Source organism: Paraburkholderia azotifigens, assembly GCF_007995085.1.
Taxonomy (GTDB): Bacteria; Pseudomonadota; Gammaproteobacteria; order Burkholderiales; family Burkholderiaceae; genus Paraburkholderia; species Paraburkholderia azotifigens.
In genome coordinates this window covers 1,423,183-1,442,001 of the sequence record NZ_VOQS01000005.1, presented here as the reverse complement: position 1 = coordinate 1,442,001, position 18,819 = coordinate 1,423,183, and the positions used below count along the sequence as shown (strand labels likewise).

The following is an 18,819-nucleotide window of genomic DNA, read 5'->3' as shown; positions in this document are numbered from 1 at the left end:
ACGCGAGGCTTGCGCGTATCAGCCGATCACGATCGTGTCGCCCGGATCGATCGAACCCGGATGCTTCGCGTATTGCGGATTCAGTTGCAGGATTTCGTCGAACGCAAGTTGCACGAGATGATCGTGCGACATGTGCTGCCGGTCGGCGTCGGGCACATGCGCGGCGTCGAGCAGGCTGCGGCTGTGATCGTCGGCGATCGACCAGAGCGAGTCACCGTGTGCAGTCCTGACGGTGGGCGGCGGGGTCGATGGTGTCGCCGTGGGTTGTGACGAAGGTTGGGAAGCTGACGGCGTGGGCGCTTGCGAAGTCGGTTGTGAAGAAGGTTGCGAAGCCGACGGCGCCGCCGAAGCCGTGATCGACGGCTGTGGCGTGCCTGACGTGCCCGGCTGCGGACTGTTCAGATTGTTTTTGCCGGGCGTGTTGTTCGGATCGTTCTTGTCGTTCCCCGAACTGCCGCTGAAGAACAGGCCTTGTGCCGTCGTCACGACGAACAACCCGACGGGCAGCAGCGCGATGAGTGTCGGCAGTTTTTCCATGAACGGCGACGAATTCGGGAACTGCGTATGCAGCCGCGCGCTGCCGAGCAGGAAGCCCGACGCCGCCGACAGCGAACCCGCGACGGGATCGCCCGACAGGATCTTCGTCACGCCGCCAATCAAACTCCCCGACGACGCCAGATAATCGCCCGACGCGCTCGCAAAGCGCGCGAAGCGGCTGCGGTTTTCGGCGTTCAGATGCCGGATGCTGCCGAGAAACACGAGCGTCGTGTAGGTGCCGCCCATCGTCGCGCCCGCCGTCGACAGTGCCGTAGCGAGCGTTGGATGATCGATCATCGACGCCATGTTGAGCGTGATGGTCCCCGTATAGCCCGCGATGCCGAGGCCGCGTCCCATCAGGCCGACCCAGTGACGCGGATTGCCATGATGCAGCATCTTCAGCGACGAGCCGCCGACCACGCCTTGCATCTGCGCGAGCATGTCGGCGGCGATGCCTTTCGTGTGCGTGACGGCGTCGTCGAACGAAATCAGCCCTGCCTGGTTGAGCGCCCGCAACTGGCCTGCCTTCGCCTTGCCTTCGCTCGCGAGCAGTTCGAGCTGTTCCGTGCGCACGTCCACGTCGAACCGGTTCGCCTTCAACTGGCTCTTCAGACCGTTCGCGAGCCGGTCGACCATCTGGTCGAACACGCGCGGATCGCCGTTCTTCAGACTCGCGACGGCGCCCTGATGCATCGCCTGAAACACGCGGCCGACACGCACGCCCGTGTAGAGCGTGTTGGTCGCGTGCAGCGTGCCCTCGGTGCTCAGCTGATGCAGCAGGCGGAACGCGCTGGCGGCGGCCACACCCGTCGTCGTGCCCGCGCCGCCGACCAGCAGCGACGTCTTCACTACGCTGCTGCCGTCGCGATTGCCTTGCTGGACGCGCAGCGCGTTGAGTTCGGAAGCGGCGCGAAGCTGGCTGGTTTCTTCTTCGCTGAGCGGCTGCGCGCCGTCGGGGCCTTGATTCCCTTCGTGCTCGCGGCTGGCGATGGCCAGTTGCGCCGATGCCTTGCGGTTCGCGCTGAGCGGCTTGGTGCCGTCGTTCTTCAGCACGGGGTCCGCGACCACGGAACGCCAGTACGCGGTCGGTTCGGCGTCGTTCGCAGCGGAGCGCGTCGTCGGCCGCGTCGTGGTCATGGCGTCGCCCGTGTCGGCCATCCAGCGCTGCGCGAACGCGCGCGCGAGCCGTTCCGTCTTGCCGTTCGGTTTGTTGTCGCCCGTCTGCCATTGCGGCCACGCGTACTCGATCGTCGCCTTGCGCGCGCTGTCCAGAAACGCCGTCGTGTTGCCTTCATACAGCTGATGCCGCAACGCGTCGATCTCGGCGGGTTTCATGCCCCTCGCTTCGCCGATCCGCTCGATCTCCGCGAACAGCAGCTGATGCTGGTCCGCGAGGGTCTGCCCGTCGACGCGCTCGAACACGCGCGTCAGCGAGTCGGCGCCATGCAGCCGCGCGAGCATGCGGGGCGCGTTGCGATAGTCGACGATCATCTGCGCGAGCCGGGTCGTCAGATCCTGGTTCGCGATAAAGTCGGCGCCGTGCGTGCCGTAGGACAGCCCCATGTGCACCCATTCGAGGCCCTTGCGCGCGAGCACGGCTTCCAGCAGTCGCGCGTGGCCGGCGCCCGGCACCGATTCGGGCACGGCGTCCCAGCCGTGGAAGGTGACCATCACGTTCGGCGCGGGAGCGTCGGGGTGCTCGTTGGCCCACGTCTCCAGCATGCTGAAGAGGCGCACGTAATCGTGGTAATCGTCGTTGGTGCCTGCCTGGAAGCGGTTGTCCTTGCCGACGAGCGCACGCGCGGGCGCCGTCTCCAGCCGGATCGCGAAGCCCGACTTCGACGCTTCGTCGAGCCAGCGCGTCAGGTGCGCGAGATCGTCGAGTTGCAGCGTCTCGCCCTCCGAGTCCGGCCCCGGCTCGATCACGCCTTCCTCGCCGTTGAAGCGCGCATTCTGCTGATCGCCGAGCGCGCGCACGCGTTCGAGAAATTCGGGGTCGTGCGGCTTGCCGAGCGCGGCCTTGAGCGAATGCGGATCGACGACGAGCGACACCATCGGCATCACGCCGCCATAGCGTTCGATCTGCGCCGTCATCAGCGCGGGATCGTCGCGCAGCGAGAACGAGCGCGCCATGGGCGCGATGCGGTCCTGGATCGCGGGATCGTGGCGCACGAAGTAGCGGACCATGCGGCGGTCGGCGACCGTCGCCGCGCCGAATTGCCGCGCGAGCGATTTGCGCGGCACGGGCAAGAAGCGCGGCGACGAAGTGGAGACTTCGCGCGCCACCTTGAGATCGTTGCCGAGGCTCTTCCACATCACAGCGTCGGACATGATGGTCTGCCGCTTGCCGGTGAAGCGGATGCGCTGGGCTTGCGGGCCGTTTCTGCGCTCGTTGAACGCCTCGATACGCTGCGACTCGGGGAAGTACTGGTCGAGCTTCGCGGCGCCGCTGCGCAGGTTCGATTCGATGACCGTCGTCGATGTCAGGCCAGGCTGATACGGCTCGATCTTCATCGGCGAGCGCACGTGCGCGAGATTCGCGCTGTTGTTGCGGCGGCCGCGCGAGCCGCGCGTGTTCTGCATTTCGCGCAGCAGATCGTCGGCTTCGCGGCGCACGGTTTCGTAGCTCTTCCTGATCTGCTCGGCGCGTTGCCTGAGGGCGGCGTGCTGCTTGCCCGTCTCCGCCGTGGCGGTCCATTGCTCTTTGAGCGTTTGCGCGCGCGAGGTGAGGGCGGCGAGCCGCGTCGGCCTGGCGACGGCGAGAAATTCGTGCGGCTGCAGCCGCGTCAGCAGAAAGTGCACGTTCGCGCCGAAGCGGTCGGTGCCGATGGGCATTTCGTCGAGACTCTTGCCGCCGTGTCTGACGTTGTTCGCGTGCCTGACGTTGTCGAACCAGCGCAGTTCGTCGCCGCGCCACGCGATGATGCCGCGCGGCTTGCCGATCGCTTCCGCCAGTGTGTCTTTCGTGTCGAACACATAGATCGTGTGGTTCTTGTCGAGCGAGCCTTGCTGGATCGCGCGCAGCAGATGCAGCGCATTGTGTCCGCTGAAATCGACGGCGTGCAGGTTCTTGTCGTTCGCCGTGGGCAGCAGATTCGGTTCGACGAGGGGATTGCCGGCGCCCGTCAGTTCGCGGCCGCGAACCTGCGCCCAGGTGCGCCGCGCAGCCTGATCGGCGCGCGCGACCTGCAACTGCACCACGTCGCCCGACTTGCGGCGCGGTTTCGTGTCGGGCTTGTCCGCGCCTTCGGCCGTCGCGGTGTCGTTCTTTTCAGCGGGCCGGAATCCGCCCACGCGATCGAGCGCGGACGGCTCCGTTTCGCTGACCACGAACGTCACGCCGCGCCGTCCCGCGCGGCCGACCGGAATGCCGCGCGCGCGGCGGCGGAACGCGGCGCTCAGATCCTGCGCGTCGATCTTCGTATCGCCGAGTTTCGCTTTCTCGTAGTAGGTCCATGTGTGGTCGAGGTTGCGTTCCGCGTAGCCGAGCACGTTGCCCGTCTTTTCCTCGACGGCATAGATGCGCTGCTGCGCGTCGGCGGCGCGCGCCGCGTGGCTCGGGCGCCTGAAGCGCAACGCGTCGGACAGTTCCGTGATATCGCCCGCGATAGCGGCATCGACGGGCTTGCCGGACGGCGTCACGTTCCACGTCGTCTTGCCCATCATCGTCACGCTTTCGATCTTCGCTGCGCCGCCGAAGCGCGCGAGATCGGCGGCATCGACAGGCGACACGTAGAAGTCGTACTTCGCGCGCGCGGCCACGCCGCCATCGCCCGTCGAGGTCAGCGCTTTCGTGAGCGAGCGCGGCACCGGCTTGCCTTGCATCGACTCGATCGAACCGAGCATGCCGTGTTCGTCTGTAGTCAGCGACGCGATGAACGCCGGTTGCGCGTGTTCCTGACCGGCGTCGGGACGCGCGGCGTGCCCGGTGATCAGCACATGCGCGTTGGGGCCCAGGCGGCGCACGAGTCCCGACAGCATCGGCACGTGCGAGCCGTCGATACGTTGCAGCGTGCGCAGATCGTGATCGTCGAGCCAGTCGGCGGCGCGCTGCTGTTCGGGCGCGGACGCAGCCGGCGCAGGATCGGCTGCACCCGCGACGGGCCATAGCGGACCGCGCCGCATCATCGCGAGCGCCCGCATGCCGTTGCGGTTCACAGCAGCGTAGCCTTCGGGCAGGCCGTTCTCGTCGATCGCGGCTAGACGGTACGACGTCGCGCCTGTCGCCGCATCGCGGGCCTGCACGATGTACATGTCGACGCCCGCTGGCTTTGTCAGAATGCCTTCGGGCGTGTCGATGCGAAGCCCGGCAGCGGGATCGTAGCCGAGCGACGACAGCTTGTGGATCTGCACGGGCGTCGTCTGCGCGACGGCGTCCAGGTTGGCCTGCATGCGCGCTTCGAAGCGCTCGCGCGGATCGGCGCCGGGTGCGATGGCCGATTCGTCGGGCAGCGCGTCGGCGCTCACGTACACATGTTTCGCCGATTGTTGCGCTGACTCATGGCTGGCGAATGCCTGGTCGAGATCGGACACGCCCGCGCTCGCCGGTTCGCTTGCCGCCGACGCCGTTTCTTCGGCGCGCGGCACAGTGCCGCTGAAGCGGAAGTAGCCGTCTTCGGGATCGAGCGCGCCGATATCGACGCCATCGCCGAGTTCGATGCTCGCGTCGCCGAGCATCACGAATTCTGCGCGCAGATTCGTGAGTCCTGCATCGAGGAAGGCCTGCATCGTGTCTTCGAGCGTTTGCAGCGGGTGCGGCTCGTCGAGCAACCCGCTGGCGCGCGACAGCGTGATCTCGCCGCCGGGACGCGTGACGCGCGCAACGTCGCCGAGCACGCCGGGACGCGACGTCAGCGCGCTGGCGAAAGCGTGATCGAGCGCGACGGAATCGAACGTATCGTCGGCGATGGGGGAAAAGTCGTACGCGGCGTTGGCGAGGCGCAGATCGCCGACTTGCGGCGTGAACGGCTTTTCGGCAGGCGTCGGCGTCGGTTTTCCGGCAGAAGCATGTGCTGCCGATGCCGGCGCGCCGTGCAAGGAAGCAGGCCGCGCGCGGAATGCCGTCATCGGCGTGCCCGTGCGCTCGACCTGGCCGGTAAAGCGCGTGATGCGCACCGACGCCGTGCCGTTGGGATCGACGAGCAGAATATCGCCCGGCGCCCAGACAGTGGTCGGGCGGCCCGTCGCATCCGCGAGGCGCTGCGCGAGCGCATCGGCAAACGCGGCATTCACGCGCGGCCCGCGATTGGCTTGCCGCGCCCGCAGCGGATCGGCCTTGTCGGAACCCGCGTAGCACGAGTACAGCGTGACGTCCTGTCCGTCTTCGAGCAGCGGCGCGACGCGCGCAGCGACTTCATCGGCGCCGATGGGCACGCCGTCGGGACCGAGCATTTCGTCGGGCGAGATGCCGTGTCCGAAGATCACGTGATGCCCCGGCGGCGACATCAGGCCGCGCGCGCCGACGGCGTGTAGCGGAATGTCGGGCGGCATCAGCAGCGTATCGGCGGGACGCAGGAACTCGGGATGATCCGTCGCGGCGATGCCCGTCACGTCGTCGAAGCCAGGTTGCAGCAGCGCGGGGCGATCGCCCGCGAGCGTCGTCACGATGCCGCTGCCATCGGCCATCACGTCGCGCCGCGTGTAGGCCTTGCTGCGCGGCGGATAGTGAGTTTGCGTCTTGCCGGACAGATCGTCGTCATGGCGCGCGGCCCATTCGTCGGCGGTGAAGATGGCGTCGGGTTCGAGTGCCTCGGGCTTGACGGGTTCGAGCGCTTTCGACGGTTCGTCATCCGCTGAAGCGCCGATGCTACGCCGTCCCGAATCCTCATTCGGATCGATCTCGCCGATGACGGGACGCGCGGCTTCCACGGGCTCGACGGGCGGCCGCATCGCACTGGCGTCGATGTTGTGCTCGCGCTGGTACCTGAACACTTCCGGCTCGAAACCCTCCTCGGGCGCATCGGGCAAATGCAGATAGAGCCGCGTGCCGACATCCGGATCGTTCTCGGGCACGGCGATCTCAGGCTCCAGCGGATGCAGCGTCAGCACGCCCGTGCCGCGCGTGCTGTTGCTCGTGATGCTGGCGATCACGGGCGCCTGCAGGTGATACGCCAGATCGCGCGCCCACGGATAGCCGCCCGAGCCGAGATAGCAGCCCGTCACGAGCACGCCGTTGCCCGGCGTGTACGCATCGTCTTCCATCAGCGCCTGGACGAAGCGTTCCGCAGTCAGCCGTGGGCCGTCCTGCATCACGGCGACGGTGTTGTCCTCCGCGACGTTATTGGGCGTCGTGCCGTGCGTTTCCGCGATATCGAAGCCGGATACCTTCAGATACTGCCGTGCCGCCTCATGTCCGAGCAGATTGACGACGCGCGTGCCCGGCACGGGACGCAGTTCGAGCGGATTGAGCTTGATCGGCTGCGCGCCGCCCGGCGAAAACTTGCCTTGCGTGTCGGGCTCGATCTCGAAGCGCGCGAGCCGCCGGTTCGGATTGGGATCGACGCGCCGCCAGCCGCTCGCGTCGGTCGTGCCGAGACGGCCGTAGACAGGCGTCTGGATCAGATCGGAGAACGCCTGGATCAGCGCCGGGTCCGCGCCGCTCGCCGCGCCGTCGAGCGCGACGGGCGTGCCCGGCGTGTAGCCGCGCTGTGTGAGCGCTTCGAGCGCAAAGGTCAGGTCGAGCGCGCTTGCGGGCGCGCCCGTGCGCGGATTGACGATCGCGCCGCGCTTCGTGAGCACGCCCCACAGATAGACGCTGAGCGGCGCGCGCGCGGACGTCGTGGCCACGTTGGGATCACCCCAGCGGTTGACCACCGGACGCGCCGGTTCGCCGCGCCAGTCGATCGCGGCGGGCGGCTGGTCGAGAACGGGCAGCTCGGGGCTGAAGCGAAACACGCGCGGCGCGTCTTGCACGGACGTATCGACGCGGTGCATCCGGTCGTATGCGCCCGGCTCGATCACGATACCGGTCGTATAGCCCGTCGTCACGCGGCCACTTGGTCCGTGCCCGCGCCACGCGACGAAGCCGCTCGCGCCGTACACGTCGACGCCCAGCACGCTCGCCAGCAGTTGCGACAGCGGATTGATGCGCGTGGCCGTGCCGCACGCATAGAGGATGACGGGCGACTTGCCGTCCCATCCGGCGGCGCGGATCATCTCGGCCATTTGCGGCGCGTCGAACGGATTGCCGTGGGCATCGGAGAACGCATCCGTCCACGCGTGGCAATACACCGCGAAGTGGCCGGGTGGCACGGGCAGTTGCGGGCGTTCGCCGTTGGGCAACTGGTTCTCGGGGCGCGTCAGGTCGGGCGCGTAGATCGCGAGGTCGGCTTCGCGGCGCGGGAACGCCGCCCATTGCGTTTCCGTGCGGGTGGGCAGCGCATTGACGACGTCGATGCGCTCTCCGTTTTCAGCGCGGATCAGCGGCTTGCCGGGCTCGAAGCCGCGCGGATAGCGGATGCGCAGATCGCCCTGGAACGCGGGGTCGAGCGACAGATTCACGTGGGTCCCCGCTGCGTCGGGCACCAGCTTGCCGACAATCGCTTCCGGCGGCGCGGAGCCGTCCGGCGCGAGCGCGGTGCGGTCCACCAGCGCGATCCCGTAGCGGCCCGCCAGCGTACCTTCGCAGCCGAGCACGAGTGCATCGTGCAGCGACGTGTAGCGTGTGAGGTTCAGCGGCTCGCCTGTGTCGGGGGCGGCGTCGTGCGCGGCGAGCGCCTGCGGATCGTCGGCGAGCGCGGCGCGGCGTTCGTCGTTACGCGACGCATGCAGGTCGGCGACGATATCGCCCGGGTCCGTGGCGGGTAAGCCATCTTCATCGACGGCACGCGCGTGGCCTTCCTCGTCCTGCAACGCGTAAATGTAGAACTCCACCTGATCGAGCCCGCTGCCGCTGGCGAACGCGGCGACGACGGTTTCTTCGAGCAGCGCGGGATTGGCCCGCACGTTCGACGGAATCGACCATGACGCGGGTTGCGCGTTCGTTGCGTTCGCGGGCTGTTTCGCGACGGCGGGATCGGCAACCGATGCGTCGTCGACGGGCGGCGTACTGCCTTCGCTTTCCGTAGCGGGCGCGAGGCGCACCAGCAGCGCGTCGCCATCGGCGGCGTCCGTGCCGAGTCCTTTGCCGTTCAGCGCGCGGCGTGCGGCGGCAGCTTTGGCGTCGAGTCCCTTGTCGGCTTCGAACGCGTCGATGCCGTCGAGATTCTGGTTGCCATCGAGATTCACCTTCGCGCTGTCGCGCCCACGCGGGTCGCCGAAGTCGCCATTCAGACGCCGCTGGTTTTCGATTGCCGCCGTGCCGAGCCGCGACGTGTTCATCACGTCGGCGTCGTCGAAGGTGACGTTCGTGACGGGGCGCGGCGGTTCCGGCACGTTGAAGAGCGTGCGGATCGGGCGCTCCATGATGGTCGTCGAGCCCGCGCCCATTTGCGCGATGCCGAGGCCGAGCGTGAACAGCTGGTCGATGCGGTCCGAGCTGGACATCGCGTCCCAGTTCTTCAGCAGCGACGCGCCCTGTTCGAACGACAGATCGGCGCCCGACAGACCGCCCACCACATTGAGAATCGACGACGCGCGGCTCGTGACGGCGGCCGTGCCTTCGAACGCGTTGGCCGTTTCCGCGAACCGGCCGCTGTTACCGACGAGCGCCGCATCGCCGGAGGTGCGGCTGACGGTGCTCATCGCACCTGCGGCTTCGTCGACGGAACGCAGCAGCGCGGCCGATTCCATCAACGACTTGCTCGCCATGCCAAGCCCGCCGCCGAACGCGCCCGCGCCGCTGCCGATCAGGCTGATCCAGTCCGAGCGCGCCTGCGCATTGCCGAAGCCGAGCGACTGGCCGTGATCGTTCAGGTTGACGAGATCCTGCACGGCGACGCCCGTGCCGACTGCCATGCCCGCGCCGACAGCCGTCCACGCGGCGCCCAGCAGCAAGCCGCCTTCGACGGCGCCCACGCCGCTTGCGATCAGCACCACGCCGCCCGCCGCCGCGAGGATGCCCGTGCCGATCTCCAGCACGTGCTCGAAGCGCTGCCAGCCCGACGTGATGTGCGCCGCCACGGGTTCGTACTGCACGGGCCCCGACGACGCCGGGCCGAGCGTCAGGTTTCTCGGCACATACAGTTTGGCGTCGTCGGACAGGCCGTTGTTGTGCTGGTAGTCGTCGAGCTTGTCGTAAGACCAGCCGCGATCGTCGATGTACTTGAACTCGCCTGGCTTGCCGTTCACCTGCACCTTGAAGAGCGCGCTCGGACTCGCGCCCGAATCCTTCGATACGTAGTACGTCGGCACCAGCGTCACCACGGCATGATCGCCGCCGACCTTGCGGATCTGGTCGGTGACGGCATCGATCATCCTGGTCGCGTTGGCGTTGCCCTCGAACAGCGACTTGCCCTGATTGAACGCGACGTTACCGACGATCAGCTGTTCGAGCATGCCCATCGACGGATTGTCCTGCTGGTCGGTGGGCACGATGGCTGGATTATCGGGCTGGATGCCGAGCCCGACGCCGACGAAGTTCGTCAACTGGTTCGAGTGGGCGTCGAAGGTGTGCGGCTGATTGTCGAAGTGCTGCTGGAAGTCGTTGAAGTACGGTTGCAGGACTTTCGACGGATCGTTCTGAAAGAGCTTGTAGCTCGCGTCGGCGTTCGCGTTGTTGGCCTTGCTCTGGGCTTTGTCCATGCCCTGGCCGAGCATCAGCTGGAAGTCGTTCGCGAAGCCGCTCCTGAAGCGGTCGTCGCCCTGCATCTGCTTGAGCAGCGCCTGCGACAGCGCGGGCCCGTAGCCGCCGCTCACGGTGTCGCGCACGCTGTCGAAGCCATACGACGTGCTGTCGCCGCGCAGCGTGTAGATCATCGACTTCGCGTTGCCGTGCTCGTCCATCAGCCAGCTCGCGACGTCGTTTTCGCGCGCGACGGGCACGCCCGTTTCCGTCGGCTGCAGGTCGGCGAGCGAGACAGCCTGGCTCAGGCCTTTGTAGAACTCGGTGCCGCGTCCACTCACGGGCGTGCCCGTGTTCGACTGCATCCACTTGTCGCTGAAATCGTGCTTGACGGTATCGATCACGACGCCCGCGAATTCGGGCGGCACATTGTTCATGTCGAGCGTCGACTGCATCCATTTGCCGACCTTGTCGGCGTTCATCGTGCTGTCGTTGCGCGCGCGCACGCTGTCGGGATCGTTCGCGGTCGTATCCGGCTTCACCATCAGCGGATCGATCTGGCTTTCGACGTACTTCTGGTTGAAGTGCGGCAGGCCCACTTCGTTCCACATCTGTTCGCGGTCGCTGACCGAGAACGTCGCGTTCATGTTGGTGTTGAGCACCTTGAGCGCGGCGCTCGCGTTATCACCGTTATCGCCGTTATGGCCGGGGTTCTGCATCAGCAGGTCGACCTGCTGCTTCGTGTATTGCAGACGCACGTCGGGTGCCGCCGCCATCAGCATCTGCATCTTCTGCACGTTCGCGGATTTCGGATCGGCGTGTGCGCAGGCGTACTGGAAAATGCCCAGCTGGTCGAGCTGCTGCTTGTCGGCCGCCGTCATTTTCGTCGGATCGACATTGACGCCCGTCATTCGCACGAAGGCGAGCGCAAGCGGGTTTTGCTGGGCGAGTTCCTTTTCTTTCGGCGACAGGCCGGGCGCATTCGGGTCGATCGTCTGACCGGTTTCCTGCAACACCGCGAACGTGACGGGATCGTTCTGCGCGAGCTGCTTCATCTGCGGCGACAGCGACGGGTCGTCGGGATTCACGAGCGCGATGTCACGCCTGAGCGCGCTTTGCTGACCCAGCATATCCACGACGCTGCCGTACCACGCGTCAGGGTGCTGGTTCTTGACGGTCGCGACGGCCTGCTTCTGTTCGTCGGCGGTGACGTAGCTGAGCGCACTGTCGTCGCCTGCCGTCACCTTGTCGTATTGCGTCTGCGCCTGCGACAGTTCCTGTGCCGCGTCGGCTTCGTCGGCGCGGCGCGCGCCCGAAGGTTCCTTCTGCCACGCCGCATAGTCGGCCTTCGCATCGTGCAGGCGCAGCGTCGCAGCTTCGACGCTGTATTCATGGCGCAGCGCTTTTTCGAGCGCGTCGTAGGCGTTGTTCGCGTTGGTGTCGGCCGTGCTCTGGTCCTGGCGGATGCTGTATGCGTATTCCTCGCCATCGGCCTGCTGTTGCGCAGGCGTCTCGGCGTTGTAGGCGTTGACCTCGCTGGTCGCGTCCTGGTCGGTCTGCGCGGCAAGCGCGAACTGGAAGGCCTTTTCGTTCGTCGTGCGCTGCACGGCGGTTTCGGGCGTCACCGTCTTCTGCGAATCGGTGACGACTTCGTCGAGGATGGGATCGTTCTTGTCGAGCGCGCGAATGTCGGCGGCCGCCGACGAGATCGCTTTCTTCGCATCGCCGCCGCCATCGGCGGACACGCGCATCTGGTTTTCCGCGGCGGCCTGCACGGCGCCCCACGCCTGGCCGGCTTTCTTGATTTGCGCGTCGATATCGGCCTGCTTCGCGCGCTGGTCGCGCAGGCGCTGCAGCGCCGCCATTTCCTGCTGCGCGATTTTCAGCAGGCGCGCCGTTTCCGCCTTCGCGGCGGCGAGCGCCTGCTGCTGGGCCGTGGGCGTGCTGCTGCCGTTGGAGGCCGTGGGCTTGGGCTTATCGGGATTCGATGGAGGCGGCACGTAGGTGGCGCCGCCGCCGTCAACGGCCATCAGGGACATGTCGTATCTCCAACGCTTGCATCTGCGCGCGCGCAGGCCTTCCGCGGCGCTCAAGGCGCAGCAATAAGGAATTCTGCCGTCCGATGCGGGCGGACGGACTCCGGCATCCCGTAGTCGGCGGGTTGGTCTGGCTGGATTCGGATGCTTGCGCTACGACCTGCGCGGCTGACGGTGCGATACGTCAACGCGCGTCGAGACAGCGCAGGCACAACGCATGGATCTGCGCTGCGCTGAGGCCCCGGCACATCGCGACGAGCGGATGCGCGCTGCACGACGGCGCGTTGCCTCGAGTCGCGCCGGTTGCATTGACGGATTCGAGGGCAGGGCGCACGCCTTGGGCAGACCCATTGCCACAGGCCCGGCCCGCTTCGTTCAGCGTCTCGTCGACTTTCGCATCGAGCGCCGCCTTGCTGGTCTGCGGCGGCGCGTGCGCATCCGCGACGACGGGAATCGGCTCGGCGCCGCCGCGCATCGCGTTCAGGCGCGCGTTCATCACCACCTTGCCGACATAGCCCGCGCGAAAGCCGGTCGTGAAGTTGCCGCTGTAGTAGCACGACAGCGCGGCGCGCAACGCGCTCTGCTGATCGGCGCGCGCCGCGCTCGAACGCGCAAAGCAGTCGGTGAGAATGGCGGCCGCCGCGCGCAGGTTGCGGCACGGTTCGAAGATCGACGCGGCCGTTTCGCCGTACTTCGCAAAGTTGCGGTTGTTCACTTGCGCGAGACCGACGCTGTAGCTGAAGCCGCGCGCTTCGAGCACACGGACCGTCGCGAGCGCTTCGGCGAGCGAGGCGGGCTGGCGGTCCAGATGCCCGCCGACCACGCCGATCGCAAACGGATTGAAGGCCGATTCGGTGCGCACGAGCGCGGCCAGCGTCACGACATCGACATTCGCTGCGCAACTGCGGGCAAGCTGCGCGAAGCCGGCGCGCGGCACGCCCGTCTGCGCAACGGCGTCGCGTGCAATGAACGCGAATAGCAGCGTCGCCACGCAGGTCAGCATGCAGACGATGCGCGCGAGCGCATGCCTTGCAAGCTGCGAGCGCGCCGCGCCGTTCATCCCGCCACCCTGTACGACAGCACCAGACCGTGCACGAGCAGCGACCAGCCGTCGAGCGCGACGAACAGCAGCAGCTTGAACGGCACGGAGATGGTAGTGGGCGAAATCATCTGCATGCCGAGCGCGAGCAGGACGTTCGCCACGAGCAGATCGACGACGATGAACACGATGTAGATCACGAAGCCGATCTGAAACGCCTTCGTCAGTTCGGCGAGCGTGAAGCTCGGCACAAGCACGAGCAGGTCGTCGTCCTTGAGACCTTCGGCGCGGCTTTTCGGCCACACGCTGGTCGCTGTCTTGACGAAGAATTCGCGGTCGCGCAAACGCGTATGCGCGGTGAGAAAGTCCTTGATGGGCGGCAGCGCGGCATCGGCGAGCGCGCCGATATCGGCCGTCGACAACTGCCCCGAAGGATTGAAATTGCGTTCCTGCAACGCATCGCGGATATTCATGCCGACGGGCGCCATGATGAACAGCGACAGAATCAGCGCGATGCCGTTGAGCACCATGTTCGGCGGCACCTGCTGGATGCCGAGCGCCGAACGCAACAGCCCGAGCACGACCACCAGCTTGGTATAGCTCGTCACCATCAGCGCGGCGAACGGCGCAATGCCGAGCGCGACGATAACAGCGATCAGCGAGACGGGATTCGGCAGATTACCCATCCTGGCGCTCGCGCGGCGGGTGCGCGGCGGGCGGCGTGAGTGCCGTGACGCGCACGCCGAGCTTCTGGCCGACGGCGATCAGATGGCCTGTGCCGATCTGCGTGCCGTTCGCGACGATGCGGATCACGCTCTGATTCACGCCCTGTTCCAGTTCGATCACACCGCCCGGCTGCAGTGTGCCCAGTTCGCCGAGCGGCATCGTGCACGACGGCAACTGGAACGTCAGTTCGACGGACAGTCCGTCGAACTGGCGTGCGGACTGCGGCGGCTGCGCGGCGGAGTCCTGCGATACGGCGCTTTGCGCGCGTGCCGCGTCCTGCGATGACGTGCGTTCCAATGGCATCTCCCTGATACGTTCGACGACGATGCGGTTGCCCGACGGCTTGCCGAGCACTTCCCATGCGGGCGCCGATGACAGATAAGCGGCGCACAGCAGGTTTTGCCCCTGCGTGCGCCAGTGTTCGATCGCGATGATGTCGCCCGCTTCGACGTCGGCGAGTTCGCGCGCCATCAGCGTCGTGCGGCCGAGTTCGAACGTCAGCGACACGGGCAGCGCGGCAAACAGGCTTGCCGTCGTTTCGCGCTCCGTGGCGGCAGCGGGAGGCGGCGTGGCGAAGAACACACCGAGCGCGTCAGGCACGTCGAACAGCAGCGCGCCGTGACAACGCCAGCCGTCGTCGGTGCGGCGCAGTTCGAAATACAACGCGGCGCCTGAGGAATCCGGCGCCTGCTCGTCGGCGGGCGGCAGCAACTCCACGCGCTGACGCGTGAGCGTCTGCAGCGTCTTGGTCAGCGGCGCGCACAGATCGGCCAGCAACGCGGCGCGCAGCAAGGCGGGGACTTCCGGCGAGGCGGCATCGCCGAGCCATTCGGCTTGCGCCGATGGGTCGATCCATACGGTGCCCTGCGCCGGCCCGACGACGAATCGGTATGCATGGGCGTCGGCGACGGGCGCGGCGTCGGCGCGCCAGGCGATGTCATAGGCTTGCCCGCCAAGACGTATCGCGAGCGGCGCGCGCGCCGCATAGGCGTTCGTCAGCCCGCGCGCCGCTGCGGGCGACAGGCGCGCAAGAAGCGGTGACGCATCGAGCGGCGTGACGTGACGCGCCGGATCGACTGACGGACGATGCGTGTCTTGCGGATGCGGATCGTCCGTCATGTGATGCAGAGGGTCGTTGACGTCGGCTCGCAAGAAGGGCAACGCATGCACGGCGGATCGGTCGGATCGATGACGTTCGTGAAGGGAAAGATAGAGCATGCCGCCCGAAGGCAGCACCGCCCGTGCGTCAATTGTAGGGAGAGAGCGGCGCGCGATCTTGCGGCGCGAATCGTAGTCGAATGGCCGACAACGCAGCGCAAACGTGGGCCGACTACGAAACCGGCTTCCGCCTGTGCGCGGCCAGAGCGGAATCGATGTCGGATCAGTCGAACTGCATCATCGACGGAGAAGAAAGGGGAACAGCCAGCGGGCGATGCGGCGCAACAGCAGCCCAATGACGAAGACGAGGAAGCGAAGCGCGCCAAGCTGCCTGATTTCGTGAGCCGGTTGCGAGGTCATCTGGACGTGTCGGGCGTCAATCCGCCAGAGAGTCCGGATGGAAAGCTCGCACCCATCGACCGCATGCTGCTGCTGCGCCGCGCGATTCTGCTTCGCTCCGCTCTGGAGAGGAACGCAAAGGAAATTTTCCGCAAAACGCGAACCGGCTTGCAGTTTGCCAACATCCATGAAGACCTGATCCGCGCGTTCCTGTATGCGAGCAATGATGAGCACGGCTCACGCTCGATGGAGGCGATCGTGCAGATGTCGCGCTTCATCGACGGGCATTACGTGCCGACGTCCCTGCCGATGGAAGAGTTGCTGCGTACCCACGTCGACGCAGACTCGTTTATCGGGAAGATCGCTGGATGGCGCTCGAAGCGGACCGCCCCTAACAGCTAAGACCCGGCTGCTAACGGGCTTTGCGAGGCACGCTCGCCGGCGAATACAGGCTCGGGCGGCGGCTCGATCCGCCGGACGCTGACGCTGACGTCCATCCCGGCGAAGTCCTGCGCGGCGCCGAACCACGAACCGGATACGGGCGCGGCCTGTTCGGGCTTGCGCGTGTACGCCACCCGGATCAGGTCGGTGCCGCCGACGAGCGAGTTGGTCGGGTCGTACGGCACCCAGCCCGCGCCCGGCAAGAAGACGTGCAGCCACGCGTGGGTCGCGCCGGCGCCGATCATGAGCGGGTCGTCGCGGCTTTCGATCTGTCGCGCGCCCTGTTGCAACGCCGTGTTGCGCACCGCCGGCGGCGCGGGCGTGTCGAGAGACTGGTCGTACAAATAGCCGGACACGAAACGCGCGGCGAAACCCAGCTCCCGCACCACTTCCATCATCAGCAGCGCGAAATCCCGGCAGGTGCCGCTGCGCCGGTTCAGTGTCTCGGAAGGACGCTGCGTGCCCATGGCGTCGCGCGACTGGTACTGGAAGTCGCTGCGGATGGCGGCGTTGATATTGGCCAGGATGTCGCGCGTGTGAATCGTCCCGCGCCGGGGGAGAAACTGCGCCACCCAGTCGCGCAGCAGGGGGTGATCCTCCGGGTATTGCGGCGGCAGGAAGGGTGCGAGGTCGAGCCGATCTTCGTCGCTGTACTGGAACGGGTAATTCTCGGCTTCAGGCGCGACGGGCAACTCCAGATTCTTCACGCCGAAATGCTCGATCACGAAGCGCGCGCGAAGATCCAGCGCGTCGGCGGGCACGCGCGGCTCGACGATCGCGACCGAATTGGAAAACACGTCGTGCATCCAGTACTGCGTGCTGTACGGCAACACCGCCAGTGTGGCCGACAGCACGCGAATGTCGTGCGCGGCGCGCGGCCGGAACATCACGCGGTGCGGCGAGAACTCCACTGGCCTGGTGTAGCGATAGGTTGTGACGTGCTCGACTTCGAGAAAGACGGACATGTGCGATCTCCAGGCCGGTGCTGCGCGATCGGCTGACACGGCAATGATGCCACTGACGGCGCCGTCCAGATACAGGACGCGCGCGCTGTCACGCGCTCATCGCGGCCTGAGGTGCAGATCGTTGCTCACGGAGTGCACGCCCGGCACGTCGCGCGTGACGGCGAGCGCTTTCTGAATCTGTGCGTCTGAATCCGCATATCCCGACAACTGCACGACGCCTTTGTAGGTTGCGACGCTAATCGGCAGCGATCGCAGCCCCGGGTCCGCGACGAGCGCCTGCTTCACCCGCGCGGCGAGCGCGGCGTCGTCAGTGGCGTTTGCGTCCGGGGCGGCCACGGTTGTCGTCGTCGTCTTGCAGCCGTCGATGAACACGAACGCGGGCAACGCGAATACTGCGGCGATCAGCCATCGGCGTTTGCTGGCTGGCGCGTTTTGCATGTCGTTCACGACAGGCGGGTTCGCGCGCAACGAGCGTCGTATGGATTTGCTTCGCAGTTGGTGCACGGGTGCGCCCTCCTTGAGTCACTCATGATAGTGCAGCGTGGCGGCAGCTGTCGCAGGTGTCCTCGCACAAGCACGCCTCAAGTCTTCCGCCCGATTGTCGTTACCCATGCGAAGAGGGTGTGCTCGCTAACGGGTCACGCTCTGACCGTCCGACCATCCGATATCGTGCGCTGTTCCCAATCTCTTCGATGCGACGTCCGCTATCGCTTTCCTTCTACGCGTATCTGCAGCTGTACGCAGTCGTGCCACTACTGCTGTCGCTCTATCAAGTATTCCTGTTTCAATATCGGCCACTCGCGACGTGGCACGATCATTGGCTGATAGAGGCTGTTTTATATCTGATCACGATAGCCATCCATCTGCTATGTGCGCTCGTTGCACTAAGAGGCAGCCGGTGGACGCGGCCTGTCTACTTCTGCTGGCTTGTCTTCGAGGCACTGACGGTAGTCTTTGCCGCGCGCTACGGAGGGACGCATATTCCTCCACTCGTTTGGCTCGCGGAGCTTGTGCCGCTCATTCTGCTATTCATGCCATCCGTTTCGGTCTGGCTGAGGGCACGACCGGCTGTTCGCGTGAGGTGGCCGGGTATCGGAAGCGTGCTGGGCATCCTGTGCTGCGCATGACACGTTCACCGTGCCCGGCATCGTTTTCCTCGCCGCGTTGTTCGGCACGCGTCGTCGAGTGGGCGCGATGCGCGAGGTTGGATTGGCGCTGTTGGCCAGTGTTGTATCCAATATCCTGCTCAGCATCGAATTCGCGATTCTGCATGTCTTGAACGATCGGCTGCACAGCACCTATGTCGTCTGGTGCTGGATCGTCTTCACCGTCGCCGGGGCCGCGCTTGTCGTCTATGCGCGTGCGCGTCTGATCGTTCGTTGGCGGGTTGATCGGCGCGCGCATTCAACAAAAGTCTTCCCTGTATGAACGAGGTTTGAAACAGTCTCCTTTGCATCCTAAACTTCGAATCCTCCGACCAGTTTCAATTGCTATTGCATTCTTCTGAGTATTGCCGAGGTCCCGAATCGTTTGCTAACCCAAGGAGAAACGATGGAATGCATCGAGATCTATACCGGCGGCGACGGGAACTCGCAATTCAGGCGCATTCAACTGTTCGAGGTCAGCCCCGTTCTGTTCAATGGCGTGACCGTGTCGTTATCGTCGGCGCAAGCCTGCGAGAGCGTGCTCTTGCACGAGTTCGACAGTGATTATTTTCTCGGCTGGCACAATCCGCCGTCGAGGCAATATGTCATCGTGCTCGCCGGGGAACTCGAGATTGCGGTAGAGAGCGACGGCGCCGCGCAACGCTTTGCGGCGGGCGCCGTTTTCGTCGCGGGCGACTTGCACGGCAAGGGCCATACGACGCGCGCGACTCAGGCGGGCCGCGCGTTGGTCGTCAACTTGCGAGGATGAGGC

Annotated in this window: 9 protein-coding genes; 3 read left to right on the top strand and 6 right to left on the bottom strand. The window is 66.2% G+C overall.

What is annotated here, in order from left to right; genetic code table 11:
• Positions 1-18 precede the first annotated feature (18 nt).
• The 4 genes from FRZ40_RS38460 to sctQ all read right to left on the bottom strand — a co-directional run bounded on the left by FRZ40_RS38460 (position 19) and on the right by sctQ (position 15,169).
• Positions 19-12,237 (bottom strand): LWXIA domain-containing protein, encoded by a 12,219-nt coding sequence (locus tag FRZ40_RS38460; protein ID WP_147237694.1) that lies wholly within the window; start codon positions 12,235-12,237, stop codon positions 19-21.
• A 181-nt stretch (positions 12,238-12,418) separates the two neighbouring features.
• Positions 12,419-13,294, bottom strand: a complete 876-nt coding sequence (locus FRZ40_RS38455; protein WP_420873920.1) for a lytic transglycosylase domain-containing protein — start codon at positions 13,292-13,294, stop codon at positions 12,419-12,421.
• Positions 13,291-13,959, bottom strand: a complete 669-nt coding sequence (sctR, locus tag FRZ40_RS38450) for a type III secretion system export apparatus subunit SctR (RefSeq protein WP_028366118.1) — start codon at positions 13,957-13,959, stop codon at positions 13,291-13,293. Before sctR ends, FRZ40_RS38455 begins: the two co-directional genes overlap by 4 nt.
• The gene (gene sctQ / locus FRZ40_RS38445; protein ID WP_420873919.1) at positions 13,952-15,169 is read right to left on the bottom strand and encodes a type III secretion system cytoplasmic ring protein SctQ; all 1,218 of its coding nucleotides are present in this window, start codon (positions 15,167-15,169) and stop codon (positions 13,952-13,954) included. The genes sctR and sctQ overlap by 8 nt, the downstream gene beginning before the upstream one ends.
• Here sctQ and FRZ40_RS38440 point away from each other — a divergent pair.
• The gene (locus FRZ40_RS38440; protein ID WP_147237692.1) at positions 15,164-15,898 is read left to right on the top strand and encodes a hypothetical protein; all 735 of its coding nucleotides are present in this window, start codon (positions 15,164-15,166) and stop codon (positions 15,896-15,898) included. The two genes, sctQ and FRZ40_RS38440, sit on opposite strands and share 6 nt — an antisense overlap.
• Here the strand turns inward: FRZ40_RS38440 and FRZ40_RS38435 are convergent.
• Positions 15,895-16,902: a transglutaminase family protein gene (locus tag FRZ40_RS38435; protein ID WP_147237691.1), complete on the bottom strand. Its 1,008-nt coding sequence runs from the start codon at positions 16,900-16,902 to the stop codon at positions 15,895-15,897. The two genes, FRZ40_RS38440 and FRZ40_RS38435, sit on opposite strands and share 4 nt — an antisense overlap.
• Before the next feature lie 96 nt (positions 16,903-16,998).
• A complete protein-coding gene (locus tag FRZ40_RS38430; RefSeq protein ID WP_028366116.1) occupies positions 16,999-17,340 on the bottom strand; it encodes a BON domain-containing protein in 342 nt (113 codons plus the stop codon).
• Positions 17,341-18,039: 699 nt separating this feature from the next.
• On the opposite strand from FRZ40_RS38430, the gene FRZ40_RS38425 reads away from it, so the two are divergent.
• On the top strand, positions 18,040-18,330 hold the full coding sequence (locus FRZ40_RS38425) for a hypothetical protein (protein ID WP_147237690.1): 291 nt from the start codon (positions 18,040-18,042) through the stop codon (positions 18,328-18,330).
• Positions 18,331-18,453: 123 nt separating this feature from the next.
• Positions 18,454-18,816, top strand: coding sequence for a cupin domain-containing protein (locus tag FRZ40_RS38420; protein ID WP_028366114.1), 363 nt, complete (start codon positions 18,454-18,456; stop codon positions 18,814-18,816).
• The last annotated feature ends 3 nt before the right edge of the window (positions 18,817-18,819 follow it).